We start from the raw sequence: 19,029 nt of genomic DNA, 5'->3' as shown, positions 1-19,029 counted from the left end.
TTTATTCTTCTCCTTTATCCCCCGTATTGTCTTTGTTTATTTCTATCTTGTCTACATTTCCATCTCGTATATGTATGACCCTATCTGCATAACAAGAAATTTCAATGTCATGAGTTACTATTATTAGTGTTTGATTTTGCTCTTTAGCCATTTTAGTTATTAATTCCATTATTTCTAGAGTGGTCTTAGTATCAAGGTTTCCAGTAGGCTCGTCCGCAAAAACTATATTGGGATTTCCTACAAAGGCTCTTGCTATACTAACTCTTTGCTGTTGTCCTCCACTCATTTGAGATGGTTTATGATTAAGCCTCTTTTCTAGCCCTACAGCTTCTAACATTTTCTTAGCTCTTTCATTTCGTTTTGAAGTTGAAATATTCCTAAATATTAAAGGTAAAGTAACATTCTCCAGTGCAGAAAGAGTTGGTAATAAATTATAAGATTGAAACACAAATCCTATATATTTTTGTCTAAAAGCTGCTAGCTGATTTTCACTCATCTTTTCAATATTCTTATTTTTTATGATTATTTGTCCCCTAGAAGGCTTTTCTAAGCCAGCCATCATATTCAGTAAGGTACTTTTACCAGACCCTGAGGTCCCTAAAAGACATACTACTTCCCCTTGATATATTTCTAAATCTATATTATCAAGAGCTACAATTTTTTCATCACCCATCCTGTAGAGTTTTCTTACATTTTTTAATTCAATTATTTTCCCCAAAGTTAAACCTCACCATCTACTTTCCTACTTTTCTCCATTTCTTCATTTTTTTTAAAAGTCTATTAGCTTTTTCTATATTCATAATAAAAACACCTCCCTTTTTACTAATTTTTTTTTAAAATACCTAATTTTTCTTTTTAAATATAATAGACTTAAATTTACAGAAAAAATTTTACATTCTTTACTAAAAACCACCATTTTATAGAATAAGTTTATATTTATTATAAATATTGTAAGTTATAAAGTAAAAAAAATTAAACTTGTTTATAAAAAGTTTATAATTTTTTAGCTAAATCACTTTCAAATTTATAAAAAAACTAATTTTAACAGGTTTAAAGTAAAATCTCAAAAGATAATTATGTGCAAATATAAACCATATATTTATACAATAAATTAAAATATTTTAAAATATTAAATTTAAAAATAATATGTCCTTTTAATATTATACCTTTTTAATCTTACAAATAAATTAATTATAGATTACAAAATAGTAAGAAATTCAAAAAATTATAAGTTCTTTGCTTTTAATTTTATCGCACTTATGTAGCTGTTAATTACTAAGATAATAAATTAGTAATATTTTTTATTTATTAAAGGAAATATATCTATAAAAACAGAATATACTTTTAATATTTCAAATATAGATTTACTTAACAGGGAGGATATGTTATGAAATTTGAAAAATCATGCGGTGCAGTAGTATATAGAAAAACAGATGAAAATTTAGAATTTCTAGCGGTTAAGAGTAAGCTTTCTAATCGTTGGGGATTTGCGAAAGGACATGTAGAATTTGAAGAAACTGAAAAGGAAACTGCAAAAAGAGAGGTTCTTGAAGAGGCAGGTATAAATATTAATATTCATGATGGATTTAGGATGAAAATAGACTATAACATAAATGAAAATATTAAAAAAGAAGTAATATTCTTTTTAGCAGAATTATCAAAAGAAACAGCAACTATTAATTATAAAGAAATTCATGAATATAAATGGGAGAACTTCGAAAACATGCTTAACTTATTAACCTATAATAATCAAAAAGAAATATTAAAAGAAGCTTATAGCTTTCTTCAACATAAAGTTCATAATTAAAATTTACCTACTTTATCGACTTGTAAGAGATTCTAGAATGATATTTAAAACAACTAGTAGCCTTTGTTTTAATATAATCATTACAAAATAAAAAGCAAAAGCTACTAATTTTTATTTTTAAATTTATAATAAAAGATAATCGCTTGTCCTATATTATTTTTACTCAATATAAGCTTTATATTTAAAAAATAAAGTAGTCTTTTCAATATATGATTTTATATTTGCTTACAAGCTATCTTTCATATTCTATTTCTTTATTAAGTATTTTGGAAAGATTTCTATTCGGCTCTTTGTTGACAAAACAATCTTTTATCAATTGGGTCAATGGATTTAAATTATATTCTCTTGTTCCAGTTATAGTTGCATTTAGAAGTTCATTACTATCTATCTTATCCCAATCTAATTCATATCCATTTTTTAATGCTAATGTTCTTATAAACTCCCTATGAGTTCTTCCATTTCCTTCCCTAAAGGGATGTGCAAAATTTAATTCCGACATATAATGAGCTAACCTCTCAGATATTTTGTCTACATCTAAGCCTTTTAGGTATTTTTCTTTACTTAGTTTACCGAGTAAATCCTTTACGCTTTCGCCCAGATAATAGGTTGGCGCAAATTCTCCCCCCTTACTTATCTCCTCATTTCTAAACTTTCCTGCAAAGGGATAAATATCGCCAAAAATAAATTTATGAATTTTCATAAGATGATTAACATCAAACTTACCTTTTATAGGATTTTCTTGCAGAAAAGTTATTCTGTCTAGTGAAATAACCCCTTCAACTATATCTAGTTTTTCCTTATCTCTTATATTTAAATTGTTTTTTAAAACGTAAGTACCTTCATAACAATAAGGTGATTTATAATCTTTCTCTAAATTATACATCTCTATATATGCCCCCATAATATTTATTATTTTTTAAGAATTATATTGATTATTCTTTTTCCATAGCATATTTACGAACTTTTTCAATAAATTCCTCATCTGAAATGTTGCCTGTTAAATGCTCTTTTATAAGTTTTTTCTCTTCTTCGTTTAAAACTATTCCTTCATGTTTTGTATTTCCTTGAGCTAATCTTATAGCTTCATCTAATCTTTCTTCATCAATTTTGTTTTTGTTCATAGATTATAGTCCCCCTAACATTTTATTTTCTTTATTTTATATGACATCATCTGTGGTATTTCACCATTGGCTCTTAAGCTTATTAAATTATTAACTATAAATCTTATGTATCTATATTTTTAGGAAAATCTGTCTGATGTGTATTGAAAGGTTTGTTAAGTAATAAGTATATTCTAATTTGTATGCTTTTCATTGGTAATTATATATCATAAATGTATACTTATAGTATATTATGGATTTAATAGTAAATCTACATATTTTTTAATTTTACTACAATTTAATGTAATATTCTTAAAATACTCCTCAAAAAAAGCATGGTTTCCCATGCTTTTTCTTATTTTAAGTTTTCTATACTTTCAAGTACAGCCTTATACATTTCTTTGTATTTTTCACCTTTAGCTTTTTCTTCTTCAACAACTTCTGCTGGAGCTTTTGATACGAATCTTTCATTAGATAGTTTCTTCTCAACTCTATCTATTTCTGATTCTAATTTAGCTTTTTCTTTATTTAATCTTTCAAGCTCTTTTTCTACATCTACAAGTTCTAAAAGTGGCATGTAGATTTCTGCACCTTTGGAAACCACAGTAACTACATTTTCTGGAGCTTCTTCTTTAGAAGATAATATTATAACTTCACTTGCTGAAGCTAATTTTTCAAAGTAAGTTATTCCTTCTTTAAAAGCTTCCATTGCTTCTGTAGCATAGATATAGGTTTTAGCTTTTCTTGAAGGTGGTACATTCATTTCACTTCTAGCATTTCTAGTATTTTTTATAGCATCTATAATATAATTCATATATTCTTCTGCTACTTTATCTTCAAGTTCTTCTGTAAATTCTGGCCAGTTAGAAATAGTTATAGATTCACATTCTACTTTTAAATGAGTGTATATTTCCTCTGTAATGAAAGGCATTACAGGATGAAGTAATTTTAATCCTGAAACTAATACTTTATTTAAAACATTTAATACTACACCCTTAGCTTCATCATCTTCACTATATAATATTGGCTTCACTAATTCTATATACCAATCACAGAATTCTGTCCACATAAAGTCATATACTTTTTGGAGTGCTATTCCAACTTCAAACTTCTCTATATTTTCAGTAACTTCTTTAATAACAGCATTTAATCTTGATAATATCCACTTATCTGCTATTGAATAGTTTTTATTATCTTTAAACTTCTCCATTAATTCTTCATCAAAATTCATCATAACAAATCTTGACGCATTCCAAATTTTATTAGCAAAATTTCTAGCAGCTTCAACTCTTGATTCATAGAATCTTATATCATTTCCTGGTGCATTTCCTGTAACTAATGAAAATCTTAGTGCATCTGCTCCATAGCTTTCAATTACTTCTAGTGGATCTACACCGTTGTCTAGAGACTTAGACATTTTTCTTCCTTGATCGTCTCTTACAATACCATGAATAAGTACAGTATCAAAAGGTACTTCTTCCATATTGTATAATCCTGAGAATATCATTCTAGCAACCCAGAAGAAAATAATATCTGGACCAGTAACTAAAGTACTAGTTGGGTAGAAATATTTTAGGTCTTCTGTATTTTCAGGCCATCCTAATGTTGAAAATGGCCATAGTGCTGAACTGAACCAAGTATCTAAAACATCTTTATCTTGCTCTAAATTTGTAGAGTTACATTTAGTACATTTTTCTGGTGCATCTACTTTAACTATTATCTCACCACAATCTTTACAGTACCAAACTGGAATTCTATGTCCCCACCATAACTGTCTTGAAATACACCAATCTTGAATATTTTCCATCCAGTTAAAGTAGATTTTTTCAAATCTTTCTGGAACAAACTTAGTTTTCTTTTCTCTAACCACTTCTATAGCTGGCTTTGCAAGAGATTCCATTTTAACATACCATTGTTTTGATAACATTGGTTCAACAGTTGTATTACATCTATCATGAGTTCCAACGTTATGACTATGAGGCTTTATCTTTACTAAATATCCTTGTTTTTCTAAATCTTCTACCATAAGCTTTCTAGCTTCATATCTATCAAGTCCTGAATATCTTCCATAGCCTTCACTTATAGTTCCATTTTCCTCTAAAACAACTACCTGTGGAAGATTGTGTCTTTTTCCTACTTGATAGTCATTTGGATCATGGGCTGGAGTTATTTTAACTGCTCCTGTTCCAAATTCCATATCAACATAATCATCTTCAACTATTGGTATTTCTCTATCCACTAATGGTAACTTAAGCATTTTACCAATTAAATGACTATATCTTTCATCTTTAGGATTTACTGCAACTGCTGTATCTCCTAATAATGTTTCTGGTCTTGTAGTAGCAATTTCAACTTTTTCATCACTACCTACTACAGGATAGTTAATGTGCCAGAAAAATCCTTCTTGCTCTTCATGTTCTATTTCAGCATCTGAAAGTGCTGTCATACATTTTGGACACCAATTAGTAATTCTATTTCCTCTGTATATAAGGTCATCATTATATAGTTTTACAAAAACTTCTCTAACTGCCTTATTTAAGTTTTCATCCATAGTAAAGGCTTCACGAGTAAAATCTGCTGAACATCCCATTTTTTTAAGCTGTTCTCTTATTCTATCTCTATATTCATCTGTCCATTCCCAAACCTTTTCAAGGAAAGCTTCTCTTCCCATCTCTTTCTTTTTTAGGCCTTTTTTAAGCAGTGCATTTTCAACTCTTACTTCTGTTGCAATACTGGCATGATCTTCACCTGGAAGCCAAAGAGTACTATATCCTTGCATTCTCTTAGTTCTTATTAGAATATCTTGAAGCGTATTATCAAGAGCATGACCTAAGTGTAATTGACCTGTTATATTTGGTGGTGGCATCACTATTGTATAAGGCTTTTTACTTTTATCTACTTCTGGAGTAAAAAATTTCTTTTCTTGCCACCATGCATATAATCTTTCTTCAAAGTCTTTCGGATCATAATTTTTAGCTAAGTTCTTATTATCTTCCATATTAAGTCCTCCTATCAATTTTTATTTCTCACGTAACTGAAAATACACCTAAATGGAGCCATAAAGAGTTACGGTATTGTTCCTAAAAGCTGTGTTTTCATAATGAATTTAAAATTAAAATGTTTCTTCACAAGGTAAAAATTTATAAAAAAATAAAAAAGAGCCTTTCATCCCCAAAAGGACGAAAAACTCGTGGTACCACCTTTTTTCCCTGCAAAATTACAGGCTCATATAAACTAACGATTTGACAACCGGCTTTATCTACTAAAAATATATTCGATAAAGAAGCTCCAAAGCTACCTTCAGATTGTTCCATATAGAAGACCTCTCAGCCGCAGAGCCTTCCTCTCTTAATACTTCCAAATCCTACTCCTCTTCTTCAACGCTTTTATCACTGTTTAATTATTAGTACATTATATAGAATAACTAATAAAAAGTCAATACTATTTTAATAATTTAACCTGTTATGCTATATAATATTAGTTAGATAAATATGTATTAAACATATATTATCCAATAAAATTAAACATGAATATTCTATAGCTAAAGTGTGTTTTAAAAATATTATCTAATCAATAAAATAGCAAAGATTATGAGCTATATTTTACTTTCCATTCGTGTTAATACACTTATATAAATATATATATATTTTTTTTTCAAATTTACAAGTATATATAGGCTATCTACTATGATTATGTAAATCTGAATAACAGTCTAATATCTTAGTAAATTTTTACGAATTAATTCTATAACTTTAATAAATATATTTGTATAATTAAATTGAGTTCTATTACAAAATTTATGAAACAATTTTTTTAAATTTTTTCTGCAAAAGTGAATCTATGTCAATGCCTTAAGCTCAAAAAATTGGACTTTTCACGCAAATTTTCAGCTAAATATTCACATTTTTTTTATAATTAATATAAACTACACTTCCATGTATTCTTTTTATATAAAGCTCTACTATTGTATCTTTAAATTCTTTTGTATAATGCTTTTGACCATTTGACGTTACAAATACTTTCTCATTTTTTCTTACTATAAACTTTATTATTTGTTGAATTATTTACTTTGTTTGTCTTTTTCGTGCTCTTTAAAAATCATAAAATGATCTAAAAATACAAATTGATGCTATAAAAATGTATTCATAATCAATACCTCTATTTTCTACCATCACATTTTTGCTTTTGATGAAAATAAGTGACACAACATATAGTTATAATAGCTATAACTATAGCTATCAATTTTATTTTTTCATATAATGTGCGTGACGTTTCAATCTCTATATACTTTTCAAACCAATCTTCTCCTGAACTCCATCCACTATTATTATCCTCTGACCAAATCTTTACTGGATTCTTATCTCCAAGGATTTCGTTGCAAATCCATGCTGTTATCCAATAATTTGCATCATTTAAATTACCTCTTTTAAATTCTGATATGAAAAAATCTACAACTGGTTCACCCATTTGAATAATTTCATCATATTCCATTTTATTAGCTTTTATTTGTTCATATGGATTAGAATTTTTGGGGTCAATCATGTTTTCTAGTGATATAATCTTTTTTAAATTTAAGTTTACAACTTCAATCTGAGAGCGTGTTAAAGTTATCTTTTCTTTTAGTGGATTTCTTATGATATCAAAACCTATAATTATAAATCCTACAAAAAATAATAGTATTATAGAAAGCAAAATATTTTAAACGAATATTAACTTTCATTTTTCCCTCCTAGTAAAATATAATTAATTAGTCGATTTCAGAATAGCACAACCATTCATATTACTGATGTTACAAAATATCTATTGTATATTTTACTTCACTAACCTCCGAATATGATATACTCACCTAATTAAATTTCTGTAGATTTGTAAATAAATTTTATAAAATTTCAACTTAGATTATTATTCCCTCATTTAGGTACACATAAGTTTATCTAAAAAAATTGCTGTTTTGAAAAAATTATCCACACTTTTTTAATTATCAATTCTGCAATCATCTAAAATATAATTAATTATACGAAATAGTTATCTCTGTCTACTAATTATAAATTATATAAGCTCTTATTTTATATTATTACACATATTGTAAAAAGTTTCCCCTTGAGTAGTAAATAAATTTCCTATTTTATTACTTTTTACTTAAAAGACTTATATAAGACATTAATAATTCTTAGTTTAGTAAGTATCATCAATTATAGTAAAAAAGTCTTTTAAATCTTCAATTGTTGTAGTAGCATTTGTGTTACAAAACTCTAACATATATGTTATCTTTATTAATTCTTTGTTTTCAATGAAAGATTAACATATTTTGTTGGAGTTTTTATATTCGTAAATTATGCTAATTAATTTAATTTAAATACATAAATATAAAAATAAAATGTAAATATTTTTTAAACCTAGTATAAAAAATCTTTTTATGGTAATTATTACAAATAATAAAGAACATTTTATTGGAGGGTTATAAATGAGCTATTTTGATAAAGCAAATGAGCTTTATAATAATAAGAAATATGAAAAGGCAATTTCTATGTATACAAAAGCAGTAGAAATGAAAGAGAATGAAGCGGCTTCGCTATATAATACAGCAGTGTGTTTTATTAAGCTTAAAGATTTCCCAAAAGCTATTGCTACTCTGCACTGTGCTATAAGATTAAAAAGGGAAAGCTCTTACTTTTTTAACTTAGGCTATTGTCATGCGATGCTAAATAATAATAATAAAGCTCTAAACTACTTCAATACTGCTTGGGCCTTAAATCATGGCGATAAAGAATGTGAAAAGGCTATAAGTATAATACTTGAAACCTATTACAACAAAAATAAGACTTCCTAGTTAGGAAAGTCTTATTTTTTATTACATTAAAATAATTATAATAAGTAATATGATCTATACTTTAATCATCATTCATAGTTGTTTAAAGTTTCAAAAGAATATCCTTCCTCTATTAAGTAATCAATTATCTGTGGTAAGGAATCTACAGTAGTTTGCTTTGTTTGAGAATCGTGCATCAATATAATAACTTTATTTTTGTCACCTACTGTTTTCTTAATATTACGAATTAACTTATTAACTGGGACATTAAGTGCTTCAGCATCTCCATTTAATGCATTCCAATCATAGTGTTTATATCCTTTATCTTTAACCGCTTCAATAAACTGATATTTTTTAAAGGACCCAGTTGGAAATCTAAAAAGCCCTCTTTCGTAGTTTGTAAGTATATCCTCTAATACTTCATCAGCTTTATCTATGTCCTCAATGAATGTATTAACAGATGAATAAATTAAATCATAATCGTGACTATAAGTATGGTTTCCTATAGTATGACCTCTTATCTCAACGTCTCTTAATACTTCTTTATTAGTTTCTGCTAAAGACCCTATTACAAAAAAGGTTGCTTTTATATTGTATCTATCTAATATATCTAATACTTGAGGTGTAATGTTAGTTGTAGGTCCATCATCAAAGGTTAAATAAACTGTTTTTTTCTCTATAGGTTTTTCTATGTTTTCTCCATCAACTTCAGTTTCTTCCATTATCTCTTCTTTAGGGGTATTAGAGTTTTCTTCTTTATCTAGTTTCTCATCTACAAAATTATATTTCTGATCTTTTTCATTAATTTCACTAGATGTATCAGTGGTAAAATGTATAGCTTTTACCTTATTGTTATATAATCCTATGATCAAACCTAAAGAAAAAAATCCAATTATAGCTATTACTATAATTAAATTTCTTTTAACCTCACTTTTCATAGCGCCCCCAAAAATATTAATTTTTATATTTTAACCTTACTTAATAAGGGTTCACATTTATTAAATTTTAATTATATAAGTTACATGTAGTCTTAAAGTAATCAACTGAAAACTTCTCCATTCAAGGAGAAGTATCCCCAATTGTCCATTGTCAATTTTCAATTATATAAGTTACTTATAGCTTCAAAACAATCAATCGAAAAATTCTCCATCAAGGAGAAATCCCCTCAATTGTCCATTGTCAATTTTCAATTCTCAATTGTATTACCATTCTCCAGCAATAGTAGCATCCCTATGATCTCTATCAAAGTTACTGTTATCAAAATAGTTCCCTCCGCTATAAAAGGTAGGGTCTACCTTTATCCATCTCTGTTCACTATCATCATAAAATTCATTCCAAGAATGGTTTACCCACTGTTTTCCATTAAAACCTTCACCTATAACCATTCTCACTTTTATATCATTTGCTCTACACATAGCAACAAAAAGGCATGCATAATCAAAGCATACACCTTGCCTAGTGTTAAAAGCTTCAATAGCTCCAGATTTTATGTTCATATTATTATTTATAACGTTTAGTGCTTTATTATCATCATATTCTATCTCTTTACCAACCCATTTATATATAGCCTTTGCTTTATCATAGTTCATATTATATTGACTTACTAAATTTATAGCAAAATTATTAATTTGCTCATTTGACTTTATACCATCCTCTAAAGTAACACCATTATAATAAACTATGACATTTTTATTAATATAATTACTAAAAGGTAACTTTTGTTTTCCTTCCTTGTCTTCAACTATTATTTTAAATGAGTCATTCAATGCATTAGGTAAATTTTTTATAACCTCAGAATTAGTTATTGGTGTTATCACCTTATTAGATATATAAGTATAAAGTTCTGATTCACTAAGCGCTTTTAAATAATTTTCATTTTTATTTAACATAGCAGCAAAGCTTAGTAAAAAAGCTAAAATAATAGAATAGCATATTCCTTTTGGAATTTGAAATACTCCACCAAAAACTCTTCTAGTAAAATTACTTTTTCTTTTTAAATTATTATCTATACCATCAAAAAGAGGATATAAAGTTATGTTATTTATAAGGTGAAATATAAAAATAATAATACTATGAATTATAATAATTAAGGCTATTCCAGTTAGCCATCTAATTATTGTAGGATTTTTTTCTCCAAAACTCATTATAAAATTGGGCATATATTTATATATATTATTGAAGGAACCTTGATTATGTAATGTAAAAACTTCATTTATATAATGTCCCCCTATAAAAATTGAGGCAACAAAAGACAAGCTTCCTATTACAGAGTTAATAGTTTCTTTTAAAGCAGAAGTGGAATATTTTAATAAAAATCCTTTCAAAATAGGATATAATAATGCAGCAACTAATCCTATTGTAATTACATTATATTTCACTTTATTCACCGTCCTTTACTTACATGGATATATAAATTCACAATTTTTTATATCTCTCCACCGCTGGGGTATACTATAAATTAAAAAACATAAAAAACTAAAAGTATATACATAAAACTAATAGTATAAACTACATTCTAAAATATACCCCTGAGGGTGCAGTATGATATGATTGAATATTTAATACATTAACTAAAATTTTAGTTATATTACGTATCTCCATTATTCTAATTAAATTCAATGGATGTTGCTCCAAACTATACTGCACCTGAGGGGAACCCTAAGGGACTTCACTACTGTTCCCCTGAGGTGAAAACTAATAATTGTATTGCTAGTAAAAAAATCTATTAAAGAAATTAGTTTTAATCTTAAAATTAAATATAACCATCTTTCTAGGGAAATTCAATTCACAATTAATGGCAATTCTAGAAAATTTCCTTTAAGACTTCTTTTATTTCATCATATTTATATCCTCTTCTCAGTAAATAATCATGAAGCTTTTTGTATTGCTTTTTACTATCACTTTCAGATTTTATGATTATATTAAAGCGTTTAGAAGCAATATTTACTAGCTCATCAAAATTGTCTTCAACTTCTTCTATTACTTCTTTTTCTTCTTCTTCCTTAATCACTTTATTTAATACTTCATTCACTACCTCAAAGTTATAGCCATTTCTCAAAAGATAATCTCCTAACTTTTTCTTTAGCTTAGGTACATTATTTTCACTTTTACACAATATCTTGTATTTCTTTTCTCCTAATTTATAAGCTATATCTCTTTCTTCCTCAGAAGAAATATTATTCAAATAAAAGTTTATTTTTTCTTCATCTATTCCTTTATTTAAAAGAGAGTATCTTATCTTGCCTTTTCCTTGAGCTTTAATTTTTTCTTTTATATATAGCTCTACATACTTATCATCATTTATAAAGGAATAGCTCTTTAAAAACTCTATAATTCTATTTATAGTTTTTATATCATATTCCTTTTGTAATAATTTATTATACATTTCCTTTTCAGTTTTAAAGCTCTTTTCTAAGATTTTTAATGCAGAGTTTTTTCCCTTTATATAGTTGTCTTCTTCAACTATGTCGGAAAGTTTTTCTAAATCAACTATCATACCATTTTTAAGATTATGATAGTAAACAAGTTCACTACTACAAGCAAAACTAAAATCACCGTCTAAATATATATTTACTCTATCTTTATTTTTCTTTTGAATTTCAATTTTAGTTATAACATTACTCATCATTTTCACTCTTTTCAGGTAATAAAATATGAACTGTAGGTTTTTGTAAGACCTTTCTAGCCACATTATAAAGATCTTCTTTTCTTATTCTATCCATATTTTTCATGTCTTCTACAAATTGATAAATATATTCTTCTTCCATAGCCTGATGAAGCACATAGTTTCCTAGGTCTGTTGAATCTTCAACTGTAGAAGCCACTGCAGTTTTAAATACTTTTTTCATAAGATTTATAGTACTATCATCGAACACTACTTTTTCTTCCACAATGTCACAAATACAATTATCTATAGTATCTATAGCTTCTTTTACATGTTCTTCTGACACAGAAGTATATATATATAAAGTTTTTATTTTATCGCTTAAATCTAACATTGTATAAATATCATAAGCAAGTCCTCTTTCTTCTCTCAATTCCCTAAATAATATCGAGTTAGAGCTTTCCCCTAGCTTATGATTTAATACTCTTAGAGCAAGTTCTTCCTCTTCTGTAAGATTATCAAAAGAATAGAGATAAACTATGGTACTTTGCTCAATATCTTTTTTATAGGATATCTTAGTTTTATGAAGATTTTTTTCTAAGCTTACTGGAGGTTTTATAAAATCTTTCTCTTTCCAATGTCCAAAATATTTTTTTACCAATGATTTTATATATTCGTGCTCATGATTAGAAACAACAGTTATATAGCAATTATTTGGTACATAGTAAGTATTATAAAATGTAACTAATGCTTCTCTAGTCATTTTTCTTATATATTTTTCCTTACCTATAACATCACATTTTAAAGGGCTATTTGTAAAGGCTGCCTTGTTAACTTCTTCAAAGCTAAGCTCTTCTAAATCATCCTTCACACTTTTTATTTCCGCAACAATTACGCCTCTTTCCTTTTCAATCTGCTCTTTTGGGAAAATGGAGTTTGATACCAAATCTCCTAAAAGCTTCATAGAATTTTCCATTTCTTCACTTAAAGTAGTACTACTAAATACGGTACAATTATAATCCGTATAAGCATTATACTCTCCTCCTAAATTTTCAAGTTCATTATTTAAAGTTTCATTATCTCTGTTTTTAGTTCCTTTAAAAAGCATGTGCTCAATAAAATGTGCAATTCCTCTTTCTTCTTCCCTTTCATATAGTGCTCCTATATTTACCCCTACATGAATTGAAGATATTTGAGTATCTCTTTTTATAGTAATTAATTTTATTCCATTTATTAGTGTTATTTCAGAAGTATCAAAAATATGCTTTTTCATATTTGCTCCTTTTTTTAAAATTATTATAATCTCTCTAGAATACTATAATATATTAGTTTTTGTAAATCAAATTAACCTTTAATTAAAATTATTTATTTCTTTTTTATTTTGTATCTTTATATATATATTTTTATAACTTATGTTTTTTTGGTTTATCAATTGCTATTATGGAAATACTATGTTACTATTAGATGTATTTTAACGTAACGAATATGTAATATACACACATTTAAACCAAATAATAGAAAGAGGAATGTTAATGAATAAAATAAAATTTGACGATTTAGGTCTTGAACCTTCTGTACTACGTGCAATAAATGACTTAAAATTTGAAGTTCCTTCAGAAATACAAGCTAAAAGTATCCCTGTTAGCTTAGAAGGATATGATTTGATAGGTCAGGCTCAGACAGGAACAGGTAAGACGTTAGCTTTCGGAGCTCCACTTTTAAGCTTAATGGCTCCTTCAAATGGAAAGGTTCAAGCTATAATATTAGCACCAACAAGAGAACTTGCAATACAAGTTAGTGAAGAATTATCCCGTATAAATAAATATGAAAAATATAAAATACTTCCTATATATGGAGGTCAATCCGTTGAAAAACAATTAACTCCATTAAGAAAAGGCGTAGATATAGTAGTTGGAACTCCTGGAAGAGTTTTATACCATATTAATAGAAGAACTTTAAAGCTAGAAGATGCTAAGTTCTTAGTTTTAGATGAAGCAGATGAAATGTTAAATATGGGATTTATAGAAGATATTGAAGCTATAATAAGTAATTTAAAAGAAGATAGGCAAACTTTACTATTCTCTGCTACAATGCCAAAACAAATAAAGAATTTAGCTAAAAATTATATGAAGCCTGATGCAAAACATGTTGCTATAGCTAAAAAATCTTTAACAGTTTCTAAAATTGAACAATACTATTTTGAAGTTAATCCAAAGAATAAATTTGAAGTTCTATGCAGAATATTGGACGTAGATGCACCTAAAAGTGCTATATTATTCTGTAAGACTAAAAGAGGTGTAGATGAGTTAGTAGACGCTCTACAAGGTAAGGGATACATTGTAGAAGGAATGCATGGTGATATGAAGCAAACTCAAAGATTAAATACCCTTAAAAAATTCAAAACTGGACATTTAAATTATTTAATTGCAACAGACGTGGCTGCACGTGGTATTGATATTGAAGATATAACTCATGTTATCAATTATGATCTTCCACAAGATAGTGAATCATATATTCACAGAATAGGAAGAACAGGAAGGGCAAATAAAGAGGGTACTGCTTATAGCTTTGCCACTCGTAAGGAAATGTCTATGATAAGACAAATAGAAAATGATACTAAAAGTAAACTTTTAAGAAAACAAGTACCTACCTTAGCTGAAATATTTACTTCAAAATCTGAAGGAATACTAGACTCTATAAGAGAGACATTAGAAGAAAATTCTTATGAAAACTTTATTCAAATATCTAAAGATCTTATAAATGAATTTGGTGCAGAAGATGTTGCTGCATCCTTAATTAAAATATTATTTGATAGAGAACTAAATTTTGAATACACAGACGATACTATGAAAAATGATGAGATGTCTAGATTATTCTTCTCTGTTGGAAGATTAGATAGTGTATCCACTAGAGATTTAGTTAAATTCTTAGATGATACTGCTGAAGTTAAATCTAAAGAATTAGGTCGTATAGACATATTAGATAAGTTTACATTTGTAGATGTACCAAGCAATTTAGTAGATAATATAATTGAGAGAAGCTCTGGTAAAAAAATTAATCAAAGAAAAGTTAGAATAGAATTATCTACTAGAAGAAAATAAAAATTAGTCTTGTTATTTTAGACTATTAAAAACCCTTGTTATTACTGAATTTAAGACTTGAATTTAGTAATAACAAGGGTTTTAATTTGTACTTTTTAAACTTCTCATTATATTCCTTTACATATATAGATAAACTATCCTTAAATATTTCAATTCACAACTTTAATTAATGGAGAATTAAAAATGGACATTTGACAATTAAGGTTGAAATTAGTTTTAATCAAATCAATTTCTTTAATAGATTTTTTACTAGCAATACAATTGCTAATTTTCCACCTCAGGGGAACAGTAGTGAAGCCCTTTAGGGTTCCCCTGAGGTGCAGTATATCTCGGAACGACGCCAATAAATTTAACTAATACTATGGATAGACTACAGCTACTAGTTCTTTATAAGAAGTTACTCCATAACTTCAAAGAGAAATCAATTTATAACTTCTCCCATAAAGGAAAAGTATCAATAATTCTCCTTTGTCAATCGTCAATTCTCAATTTTATATTAACTAATTATTTTTTAAATATACCTAATTTTGTTTTTAAAGATTAGTTACTTCTAGCTTCTTGCATTGCTTTTTCCCCTTTTTCCTGTGCATCTTTTAAAGCTTCGTCTACTGACTTTTCATTGGCAAATACTTTTTCAAGTTCTTCTCCTAATACATCTAAAGCTGGAATAACTCCTATTGATCTAGCTCCACTATATCCTTTATCTAATGTTTTCATTGGAATTTCCTTTCGTGGATTTTCTTGCAAGAACTTTTTATAATTATCAAGTTCTAAAGCTGATTTCCTAACTGGTATATAACCAGTTTTCATTGAGAAGTATGCAGTATTTTCTGTGTTGATTAAATATTTAACATATAGCCAAGAAGCTAATTTTTCCTCTTCACTGCCAGTATTAAAAGTTGCAACATTAGTTCCATAATAAAGCTGTGCATCTTCTTTATGAGTTGGTAATGGCGCTAAAGACCAATTTCCTCTCATTGATTTTTCAATATAAGGAATTGCTGAAGTTGATGCTATACACATTGCTGATTTTTCTTGTGTTAGGGTATTATTGGGATTTTTATCCTCTCCAGCAAGTCTAGCAACTTTACTTTGAATCATATCATTAATAAGATTAACTGCTTCTTTAGTTTCTTCTTTATTAAAATTAATCTTATCTGACTCTTCATCTATAACTTCTTCACCGGCTTGTCTAACCCAAATGGCTATATCTGTTGAAATATTATTTGGAAAAGCAACTCCATAAACCTCTGGTTTTCCATCTTTATCACTATCTACAGTTAATTTTTCCGCTGCTTTTTTAAATTCATCCCATGTTTTTGGGACCTCTACATTTTTTTCCTTAAGCATATCTTCATTATAGTAAAGTACCATTTGACTTTTATTAAAAGGAAGCGCATATTGATTCTCTCCCCAGAGACCATCACTTAAAAATATAGGATAAATATCCTCTACTTCTTCCTTAGATAGCCCTACTTGATTGTTATTTATGTATGGTTTTAAATCTTCTACTAAACCTTTATCAATATACCAAGATAATCTATTGCAATATATTTGAGTTATGTTAGGCAATGTATTACTCTTTGCCGCTCCCATAAGTTTTTCAAATAAATCTCTATATCCACCTTGATTTACTAGCTTTACCTTAATATTTGTATTTTCCTTTTCAAAATCTTCTGTTATTTTCTTCAATGCCTCTTCATTTTCGCCTTTCATCGAGTGCCAAAATTGAATTTCTACATTCTCCTTAATTTCAGTAGAAATTGCTGATTTTGTGTCCTTATCATTATTAACTTCAACCTTATTACAGGCTACTACTGATAAGGTTGTAATTCCAGCTAAAATTATAGCTAGTAATTTTTTCTTCACCTAAACCCCTTCTTTCCTTTTATATAATTAACCTTTTATACCACTTCTACTTACACCATTTATAATATATTTAGATAGTAGTATATAAATAATTATCATAGGTAAAATTATTATTGTTGTCGCTGCCATTAATAAATTATAATCCATCCCTACTTCTGATGAAAATTTAGCAAGTACTGTAGGAAGAGTTCTCATTTCTTCTGAATTTGTTACAACAAGCGGCCACATAAAAGCATTCCAGCTATTTATTATCTTTAATATAGCTAAAGTAATTATAGCTGGTTTAGCCATTGGTACCATTACAGTACAAAGATATTTAAAATCACTACATCCATCTACCTTGGCTGCATAATAAAGCTCCTTCGGTATTCCCAAAAAGTACTGACGAAGAAAAAATATTGCAAATACACTTGCGCACCAAGGAATTATTAATGCTTTGTAAGTATCTATCCATCCTAACTTACTTAATAAAACAAAGTTAGGTATTACAAGGATTTCACTTGGAATCATCATTGTGCTTAAAAGCAATGTAAACAATAAATCTCTACCTTTAAATTTAAAATTTGAAAAAGCAAACGCAGCTAAAATTGTAGTAAATAATTCTCCTAAAGTTATGCAAATTGTTACAATTATGCTATTAAAAAGATGCCTCGTAAATTGATTTAACTTAAATACTTCCATATAATTTTCCCATTTTAACCTTTTAGGGAATAAAACTATATCTTTGGAAAATATCTCACTTAAATCTTTTAATGAAGTCAATATCATCCATATAAAAGGTACTAAAATAAATATTGCACCTGTTAATAGAAAAATATATTTAAGCACCTTAAGTAATTTTTTTCCCTTCAATAGACTCTCCCCCTCAGTAATGTACTTTTTTCTTTCCTACAAAAAGCTGTATCAAAGTAAATATAAAAATTATTATAAAAAGTACAAATGCAGCAGCCGCCGCTGTAGCAAATTGCCAATTCATATAAAATTTATTAAAAATATAATATACGATAGTCATACCACTTTTTAAAGGTCCAGGCTTTTTATCATAAAGTATAAAAACTTCATCAAATAATTTAAAACTACCAATTACAGAGGTTATAGACAAAAAGAATATAGTTGGCGACAATAAAGGTATAGTTATTTCCTTAAGACATTTCCATTTTGATGCTCCATCTATCATTGCTGCATATTGATACTTTTTATCTATACTTTGAAGTCCCGCTAGTAATATAACTATTTTATACCCAATGCCTCTCCAAATATTTAAAAATATTAAAAGAGGTATTGTCCAAAAACTTTCATTTAAAAATTCCTGAGGTGCTATATTAAATAATCCTATAATATTATTCATAAGACCATAATCACTGCTAAATATCCATCGCCAAATTATAGAAATGGCTACAGCGGATGTAACGAAAGGTAAAAAATATACACTCCTAAAAGCTTCTTTAAATTTTATATTACTATTAAGTATTAATGCAAAAATTAAAGCTATAGTTATAGATAATGGCACTGATACTAAAACATATATAAAAGTATTTTTTAATGCTAAATAAAAATCCGGATCTGTGAGCACATATTTATAGTTTCCCAGTCCTTTTTCATAAACAATATCTTTTATATAATCAAATTTAATATAGAAACTCATAGATAATACATTAATTATGGGATATATTTGAAACAATAAAATTATAATAAGACTAGGAAGTAAGTAAAATATAACTTTTTTATTTCTATTCATA

General features: G+C 27.5%; 15 protein-coding genes and 1 other annotated feature. Of the genes, 3 read left to right on the top strand and 12 right to left on the bottom strand.

The annotated features are described in order from the left end of the window. Position 1: 1 nt before the first annotated feature. The gene (locus ACWPW7_RS07450) at positions 2-718 is read right to left on the bottom strand and encodes an ABC transporter ATP-binding protein (RefSeq protein WP_454052995.1); all 717 of its coding nucleotides are present in this window, start codon (positions 716-718) and stop codon (positions 2-4) included. 669 nt (positions 719-1,387) lie between these two features. On the opposite strand from ACWPW7_RS07450, the gene ACWPW7_RS07445 reads away from it, so the two are divergent. After that, on the top strand, positions 1,388-1,807 hold the full coding sequence (locus ACWPW7_RS07445) for a bis(5'-nucleosyl)-tetraphosphatase (RefSeq protein ID WP_454052994.1): 420 nt from the start codon (positions 1,388-1,390) through the stop codon (positions 1,805-1,807). A gap of 232 nt (positions 1,808-2,039) precedes the next feature. Here the strand turns inward: ACWPW7_RS07445 and ACWPW7_RS07440 are convergent, their stop codons facing one another. From ACWPW7_RS07440 to ACWPW7_RS07425, 4 genes are all read right to left on the bottom strand, one after another. Continuing rightward, positions 2,040-2,690 (bottom strand): Fic/DOC family protein, encoded by a 651-nt coding sequence (locus ACWPW7_RS07440; protein ID WP_454052993.1) that lies wholly within the window; start codon positions 2,688-2,690, stop codon positions 2,040-2,042. Positions 2,691-2,739: 49 nt separating this feature from the next. Next, positions 2,740-2,928, bottom strand: coding sequence for a hypothetical protein (locus ACWPW7_RS07435; RefSeq protein ID WP_454052992.1), 189 nt, complete (start codon positions 2,926-2,928; stop codon positions 2,740-2,742). A 334-nt stretch (positions 2,929-3,262) separates the two neighbouring features. Beyond that, on the bottom strand, positions 3,263-5,905 hold the full coding sequence (locus ACWPW7_RS07430; RefSeq protein WP_454052991.1) for a valine--tRNA ligase: 2,643 nt from the start codon (positions 5,903-5,905) through the stop codon (positions 3,263-3,265). A gap of 174 nt (positions 5,906-6,079) precedes the next feature. Continuing rightward, positions 6,080-6,297: a binding site (T-box leader), on the bottom strand. Positions 6,298-7,065: 768 nt separating this feature from the next. After that, a complete protein-coding gene (locus ACWPW7_RS07425; RefSeq protein ID WP_454052990.1) occupies positions 7,066-7,599 on the bottom strand; it encodes a hypothetical protein in 534 nt (177 codons plus the stop codon). Between the two features lie 772 nt (positions 7,600-8,371). Here ACWPW7_RS07425 and ACWPW7_RS07420 point away from each other — a divergent pair. Next, the gene (locus tag ACWPW7_RS07420) at positions 8,372-8,737 is read left to right on the top strand and encodes a tetratricopeptide repeat protein (RefSeq protein ID WP_291561514.1); all 366 of its coding nucleotides are present in this window, start codon (positions 8,372-8,374) and stop codon (positions 8,735-8,737) included. A 68-nt stretch (positions 8,738-8,805) separates the two neighbouring features. Here ACWPW7_RS07420 and ACWPW7_RS07415 read toward each other — a convergent pair whose 3' ends face one another. The 4 genes from ACWPW7_RS07415 to ACWPW7_RS07400 form a co-directional block, all read right to left on the bottom strand. After that, the gene (locus ACWPW7_RS07415) at positions 8,806-9,654 is read right to left on the bottom strand and encodes a polysaccharide deacetylase family protein (RefSeq protein ID WP_454052989.1); all 849 of its coding nucleotides are present in this window, start codon (positions 9,652-9,654) and stop codon (positions 8,806-8,808) included. Positions 9,655-9,918: 264 nt separating this feature from the next. Further along, positions 9,919-11,094, bottom strand: coding sequence for a transglutaminase-like domain-containing protein (locus tag ACWPW7_RS07410; protein ID WP_291561521.1), 1,176 nt, complete (start codon positions 11,092-11,094; stop codon positions 9,919-9,921). A 425-nt stretch (positions 11,095-11,519) separates the two neighbouring features. Next, complete coding sequence (recX, locus tag ACWPW7_RS07405) at positions 11,520-12,341, bottom strand: recombination regulator RecX (protein ID WP_454052988.1); 822 nt, start codon at positions 12,339-12,341, stop codon at positions 11,520-11,522. Further along, positions 12,334-13,593 (bottom strand): M16 family metallopeptidase, encoded by a 1,260-nt coding sequence (locus ACWPW7_RS07400; protein ID WP_454052987.1) that lies wholly within the window; start codon positions 13,591-13,593, stop codon positions 12,334-12,336. Before ACWPW7_RS07400 ends, recX begins: the two co-directional genes overlap by 8 nt. A gap of 259 nt (positions 13,594-13,852) precedes the next feature. On the opposite strand from ACWPW7_RS07400, the gene ACWPW7_RS07395 reads away from it, so the two are divergent. Beyond that, positions 13,853-15,421, top strand: a complete 1,569-nt coding sequence (locus ACWPW7_RS07395; RefSeq protein ID WP_039636638.1) for a DEAD/DEAH box helicase — start codon at positions 13,853-13,855, stop codon at positions 15,419-15,421. A 540-nt stretch (positions 15,422-15,961) separates the two neighbouring features. Here ACWPW7_RS07395 and ACWPW7_RS07390 read toward each other — a convergent pair. From ACWPW7_RS07390 to ACWPW7_RS07380, 3 genes are read right to left on the bottom strand one after another with little or no spacing between them, the layout of a single operon-like run. Further along, on the bottom strand, positions 15,962-17,290 hold the full coding sequence (locus ACWPW7_RS07390) for an ABC transporter substrate-binding protein (RefSeq protein WP_454052986.1): 1,329 nt from the start codon (positions 17,288-17,290) through the stop codon (positions 15,962-15,964). Between the two features lie 27 nt (positions 17,291-17,317). After that, the gene (locus ACWPW7_RS07385) at positions 17,318-18,142 is read right to left on the bottom strand and encodes a carbohydrate ABC transporter permease (RefSeq protein WP_454052985.1); all 825 of its coding nucleotides are present in this window, start codon (positions 18,140-18,142) and stop codon (positions 17,318-17,320) included. A gap of 13 nt (positions 18,143-18,155) precedes the next feature. After that, positions 18,156-19,028 (bottom strand): carbohydrate ABC transporter permease, encoded by an 873-nt coding sequence (locus ACWPW7_RS07380; protein WP_454052984.1) that lies wholly within the window; start codon positions 19,026-19,028, stop codon positions 18,156-18,158. Position 19,029: the final 1 nt, after the last annotated feature.

The sequence above is a fragment of the Clostridium sp. Marseille-Q7071 genome (genome assembly GCF_965112025.1).
Note: the sequence above shows the minus strand (reverse complement) of the source record. Positions and strands in the feature narration are given on the sequence as shown.